This window comes from Streptomyces spongiae (genome assembly GCF_009377185.1).
GTDB classification, from domain to species: domain Bacteria; phylum Actinomycetota; class Actinomycetes; order Streptomycetales; family Streptomycetaceae; genus Streptomyces; species Streptomyces spongiae.
Genome location: NZ_VJZC01000638.1, coordinates 1 through 5503 on the forward strand (window position 1 = coordinate 1; position 5503 = coordinate 5503).

General features: G+C 71.0%; 5 protein-coding genes. 2 read left to right on the forward strand and 3 right to left on the reverse strand.

The genetic code is table 11. The features are described from left to right. Nucleotides 1-9 precede the first annotated feature (9 nt). Nucleotides 10-483 carry an Lrp/AsnC family transcriptional regulator gene (locus FNH08_RS43480; RefSeq protein WP_152777028.1) on the reverse strand — a complete coding sequence of 158 codons (474 nt, stop codon included), beginning with the start codon at nt 481-483 and terminating at the stop codon, nt 10-12. A gap of 122 nt (nt 484-605) precedes the next feature. Between FNH08_RS43480 and hppD the strand changes: the two genes are divergently transcribed. Next, nucleotides 606-1751, forward strand: coding sequence for a 4-hydroxyphenylpyruvate dioxygenase (gene hppD / locus FNH08_RS43485; protein WP_152777029.1), 1146 nt, complete (start codon nt 606-608; stop codon nt 1749-1751). A 110-nt stretch (nt 1752-1861) separates the two neighbouring features. Here hppD and FNH08_RS43490 read toward each other — a convergent pair whose 3' ends face one another. After that, nucleotides 1862-3325 (reverse strand): tetratricopeptide repeat protein, encoded by a 1464-nt coding sequence (locus FNH08_RS43490; protein WP_152777030.1) that lies wholly within the window; start codon nt 3323-3325, stop codon nt 1862-1864. A gap of 93 nt (nt 3326-3418) precedes the next feature. Here FNH08_RS43490 and FNH08_RS43495 point away from each other — a divergent pair, with 93 nt between their 5' ends. Further along, nucleotides 3419-4825, forward strand: coding sequence for an FAD-binding oxidoreductase (locus FNH08_RS43495; protein WP_322726398.1), 1407 nt, complete (start codon nt 3419-3421; stop codon nt 4823-4825). 31 nt (nt 4826-4856) lie between these two features. Here the strand turns inward: FNH08_RS43495 and FNH08_RS43500 are convergent, their stop codons facing one another. Then, nucleotides 4857-5333: an SsgA family sporulation/cell division regulator gene (locus FNH08_RS43500; protein ID WP_152777032.1), complete on the reverse strand. Its 477-nt coding sequence runs from the start codon at nt 5331-5333 to the stop codon at nt 4857-4859. Nucleotides 5334-5503: the final 170 nt, after the last annotated feature.

Sequence of the window (5503 nt, forward strand, 5' to 3'; positions counted from 1 at the left end):
CCTCCGGCCCTACCCCCGCTCCTCCGCCGCCTGCTCCACCAGCGGAATCACCCGCAACGGAACCGGGTTCTCCATGACGATCGCCGTCGAGGCCCGCACGATCCCGTCGAAGCCCACGACCCGGTCGATCACCCGCTGGAGGTCCGCGTTCGAGCGGGCCACGAGCCGGCACAGCATGTCCCCGTTGCCGGTCGTGGTGTGCAGCTCCAGCACCTCCGGCACGGTCGCCAGGTGCGCCCGTACGTCCGGGCCCTGGCCCTGCCGGATCTGCAGCGTCGCGAACGCCGTCACCGGATACCCGAGGGCGGCCGGGTCCACCTGCGGGCCGAAGCCCCGGATCACTCCGTGCGACTGGAGCCGGTCGAGCCGGGCCTGGACCGTGCCGCGCGCGACCCCCAGTCGCCGGGACATCTCCAGCACGCCGATACGCGGCTCCCGGGCCAGCAGCACGATGATCCGCCCGTCGAGATGATCGATCGCCATGAGGGCCTCCCAGGTAGTCACCCTGTACAGAGCATCCGCCGTCGCGGGCATCCCACTGAGCAGATTGCCCAGCGAATCAGCGAACTATTGCGCACCTTGCGGCAGCGGGAGAACCTGCGCCTATGACACAGACCACACACCACGCTCCCGACACCGCACGGCAGGCCGACCCGTTCCCGGTCAAGGGGATGGACGCGGTCGTGTTCGCCGTGGGCAACGCCAAGCAGGCGGCCCACTACTACTCCACCGCCTTCGGCATGCGGCTGGTGGCGTACTCCGGACCGGAGAACGGCAGCCGCGAGACCGCGAGCTACGTTCTCGAGAACGGCTCCGCCCGGTTCGTGTTCACCTCGGTCATCAAGCCCGCCACCACGTGGGGCCACTTCCTCGCCGAACACGTGGCCGAGCACGGCGACGGCGTCGTCGACCTCGCCATCGAGGTCCCGGACGCGCGCGCCGCGTACGCCTACGCGATCGAGCACGGCGCCCGCTCCGTCGCCGAGCCGTACGAACTGAAGGACGAGCACGGCACGATCGTCCTCGCCGCGATCGCCACGTACGGCACCACCCGGCACACCCTCGTCGAACGCGGCGGCTACGACGGCCCGTACCTGCCCGGCTTCGAGGCCGCCGCCCCGATCGTCGAACCGCCCGCCCACCGCACCTTCCAGGCCATCGACCACTGCGTCGGCAACGTCGAACTCGGCCGTATGAACGAGTGGGTCGGCTTCTACAACAAGGTCATGGGCTTCACGAACATGAAGGAGTTCGTGGGCGACGACATCGCCACCGAGTACAGCGCCCTGATGTCGAAGGTCGTCGCCGACGGCACCCTCAAGGTCAAGTTCCCGATCAACGAGCCCGCCATCGCCAAGAAGAAGTCCCAGATCGACGAGTACCTGGAGTTCTACGGCGGCGCGGGCGTCCAGCACATCGCGCTCAACACCAACGACATCGTGCGGACGGTACGGACGATGCGGGCGGCCGGCGTCCAGTTCCTCGCCACCCCCGACTCGTACTACGACACGCTCGGCGAGTGGGTCGGCGACACCCGCGTACCCGTGGAGACCCTGCGCGAGCTGAAGATCCTGGCCGACCGGGACGAGGACGGCTACCTCCTCCAGATCTTCACCAAGCCGGTCCAGGACCGCCCGACGGTCTTCTTCGAGATCATCGAACGGCACGGTTCGATGGGATTCGGCAAGGGCAACTTCAAGGCGCTGTTCGAGGCGATCGAGAGGGAGCAGGAAAAGCGGGGCAACCTGTAGGGGGTTCCAAGCACCCCCACCTCCTGGCCCTGACTGCCACCGCGGCCCCACGGAACTGACGCCGTGGGGCCGCGCAACCAGGCACAACCCGGTCTCACCACGTCGTCGTCCTACGCGCGCGCCCCCCGCGAAGCCCCGCCCCGCCGCTTCTCCAGCTCCGCCGGCGCCTTGTCCGACGGCTCGCCCAGCTCTCCCAGCGCCTCCTTGGCCACGGGCGCGTGCAGCGGCGAGAAGTACGGGTTGAGGCGCAGGGCCTCGGCCAGATGGCGGCGGGCCGGACCGTGCCGCTCCAGGGCGTACTCGATCACGCCCCGATGGAAGGCGTACAGCGCGCTGCGGACCTCACCCCCGTGGGCCCGGTCGGTGGCCCGCGTCGCGAACCGGAGTGCCTCCTCGTCCTTGCCCGCCCGGTGCAGGGCCCAGCCCAGTGCGTCGGCCGTCCGCAGACCGGGCTGCCGCTTCCACTCGGCCCGCAGCAGACGGACCGCCTTCTCCGGCGAGCCGTGGTCCGCCTCGAACAGGCCGAGGAACAGGGCGTGGTTCACTCCCGCCTTCGTGCCCGCGCGCACCGTCTCGCGCAGCGCGCGGTACTGGGCGCGGGCCTCGGCCTGACGCCCTTGGGACTCGTACAGCTCGCCCAGCTCCAGGGCGTACTGGGGTGACCTCGTCATCGTCAGCGCCGACCGGTACCCACGTTCCGCCTCCTTCACGCGGCCCACCGCGGCCAGCGCGCGGGCCCGCCCCGCGACGGCGGCGTGCTCGGCGGGGTCGGCGTGCAGGGCGGCCGTCGCGTAGTCCAGGGACTCCTCCAGGTCGCCGCGCTGCCACGCCAGCTCGCCCGCGCGCACGAGGTACGTGGCCCGCTCGGCGGGCTCCTCGGCGCGGGCGACCGCCTCCGAGAGTCCCGCGGCCGCGTCCTCGGGCCGGCCCTGGTCCCAGTACACCTGGGCCGCCCGCGCCGTCACCGCGGGCGGCGTCACCTCGAGCCGGGACCGCAGGGCGAGCAGCCGGTCCAGGGTGAAGCGGGCCGACTTGTAGTCGCCGACACCGTCGTAGGCGTCGATCAGCAGCGGGTACGCCGCCCAGCGCTCGGGCGCGACCCGTACGGACTCCTCGCCCCACCGTTCGGCCGCCCGGAAGTCGTTCCGCGCGGTCGCCAGCGCGGCCAGCCCGTCGTACGCCTCCACGTTCAGGCTCGGGCGGACCTTCAGCGAGGTGCGCAGCGCCCGCTCGGCCCGCGGGAAGTCCGCGGGCACCCCGGTACGGCGCCCCCGCTCCACGTACGCCGTGCCGAGCGCCGCCCACATCCGTCCGTCCTCCGGGCGCTTGCGCAGCCGGGCCTCACGGTCACTGATCAGCCGGGTCAGATCGGGCAGGGTGGCGGGCGGCCCCGCCGCCACGGCCGTCCGGGCCCGTGCCTTGGATCCCGGCGCGGGCGCCACCGGGTGCTTCTGTTCGTCGTCCGGCAACACCATCAGCACACCGCCGAGTACGGCACTCGCGGCCATCGTCCAGCCCAGTGCACGCCGCATCGTCCGTCCGGTCACCCCGAACCGCCGCTCTTCGCTCTCCATGCCGCTTACTGTGCGTCCATACGAAGACCACAACGCGGCACCCGAAAGGCCCTCGCCGACGGGTTCACACCGATGGCGGTCCGGTGCGACGCTGTGATCATGAGCCGTATCGAAGCGCCAAGCGACGAGAAGACCGGCAACCTCCTCGACCGGCTGCGCGCCGGGCTCCCGTCCGAGGCGGTGCTGACCGACCCGGACGTCACGGCCTCGTACGCGAACGACATGGCGAGCTTCTGCGAGGCGGGCGTCCCGGCCGTCGTCGTGCTGCCACGGACCGTCGAGCAGGTCCAGCACGTCATGCGAACCGCCACCGAGCTGCGTGTCCCGGTCGTCCCGCAGGGCGCCCGCACCGGCCTGTCGGGCGGGGCCAACGCCTCCGAGGGCTGCGTCGTGCTGTCCCTGACGAAGATGGACCGGATCCTGGAGATCAACCCCGTCGACCGGATCGCCGTCGTCGAACCGGGGGTCGTCAACGCCACGCTCTCCCGCGCGGTGAACGAGCACGGCCTCTACTACCCGCCGGACCCCTCCAGCTGGGAGATGTGCACCATCGGCGGCAACATCGGCACGGCCTCCGGCGGCCTGTGCTGTGTGAAGTACGGGGTGACGGCCGAGTACGTCCTCGGCCTGGACGTGGTCCTGGCCGACGGCCGGCTGATGTCCACCGGCCGGCGTACGGCGAAGGGCGTCGCGGGCTACGACCTCACTCGCCTCTTCGTCGGCTCGGAGGGCTCACTCGGCATCGTCGTCCGCGCGGTCCTGGGCCTCAGGCCGCAGCCGCCTCAGCAGCTGGTGCTGGCGGCGGAGTTCCCCTCCGCCTCCGCCGCCTGCGACGCCGTGTGCCGGATCATGGAGGGCGGGCACGTGCCGTCCCTCCTCGAACTGATGGACCGTACGACGGTGAAGGCCGTCAACGACCTGGCGCACATGGGCCTTCCGGAGACCACCGAGTCTCTCCTCCTCGCCGCCTTCGACACTCCCGACCCCGCCGCCGACCTCGCCGCGGTGGGTGCGCTGTGCGAGGCCGCGGGCGCCTCCCAGGTCGTTCCGGCGGACGACGCGGCCGAGTCGGAACTCCTGCTCCAGGCGCGGCGGTTGTCACTCACCGCGCTCGAAGCGGTCAAGGGCACGACGATGATCGACGATGTGTGCGTGCCCCGTTCGAAGCTCGCTGAACTGCTCGAAGGGGTGGACCGCATAGCCGAGAAGTACGACCTCACCATCGGCGTCTGCGCCCACGCCGGTGACGGCAACACGCACCCCACCGTCTGCTTCGACGCGGCCGACCCCGACGAGTCGCGGCGGGCCCGGGAGTCCTTCGACGAGATCATGGCTCTCGGTCTGGAACTCGGCGGGACCATCACCGGTGAGCACGGCGTGGGCATCCTGAAGAAGGAGTGGCTGGCCCGGGAGATCGGCCCGGTCGGGCTGGAGATGCAGCGGGCGGTGAAGGCGGTCTTCGACCCCCTGGGCATCCTGAACCCGGGCAAACTCTTCTGACCCGCGTCCTTCCGCTCACTCACTCGCTCGCTCACTCACCGTCCAGCGACTCGTCCCACGGCCACGGTTCCAATAGCCACAGGTCGTCGGCGGGTGCCGGAGCGAGCAGCTCGTCCAGCCCGTCGTCGATGTGGAGCTGCTCGTTCTCGTCGCCCGGGGGCACCGCGCGCAGGGTGCGCTCCAGCCAGGCCGACACCTGTGCGGCCGGTGCTTCGAGGAGGGCGTCTCCGCCGGGTGAACTCAGCGCGATCAGGACGACGCTCCGTCCCTGCGCCTTTGTCGGCCACACCCGCACGTCTCCGTGTCCGGACGGGCGGAACACGCCCTCGATCAGCAGTTCACGGGCGAACGTCCAGTGGACGGGGTGGTCGGAGTTGATGTGGAAGGCGACGTGGACGGCGTACGGGTCGTCACTGCGGTAACCGAGTCTGGCCTGCACGGGGACGCTGCGCTCCGGCGACAGCACGAGCTGCAACTCCAGCTCGCGTTCCACCACGGTGGGAAGCATGGTGTGGGTTCCTCTCCCTGGGTCTCGTACGGGCCTGAGGTCGGCCCGTACGAAGGGAGAGGGGGCGGACGGGCAAGCATTACGCGGGTCGGCGGAACTTTCTCGCGGCACCCGAGCGAGCGTCTTTTCCTCGCCCCCGCCGCCCCTACCCGTCCCATCCTGTCCCTGGG

What these genes read in the sequence shown, in the direction of transcription:
- FNH08_RS43480 (WP_152777028.1), bottom strand. Translation starts at nt 483, where the DNA reads ATGGCGATCGATCATCTCGACGGGCGGATCATCGTGCTGCTGGCCCGG.
- FNH08_RS43500 (WP_152777032.1), bottom strand. Translation starts at nt 5,333, where the DNA reads ATGCTTCCCACCGTGGTGGAACGCGAGCTGGAGTTGCAGCTCGTGCTG.
- hppD (WP_152777029.1), top strand. Translation starts at nt 606, where the DNA reads ATGACACAGACCACACACCACGCTCCCGACACCGCACGGCAGGCCGAC.
- FNH08_RS43490 (WP_152777030.1), bottom strand. Translation starts at nt 3,325, where the DNA reads ATGGAGAGCGAAGAGCGGCGGTTCGGGGTGACCGGACGGACGATGCGG.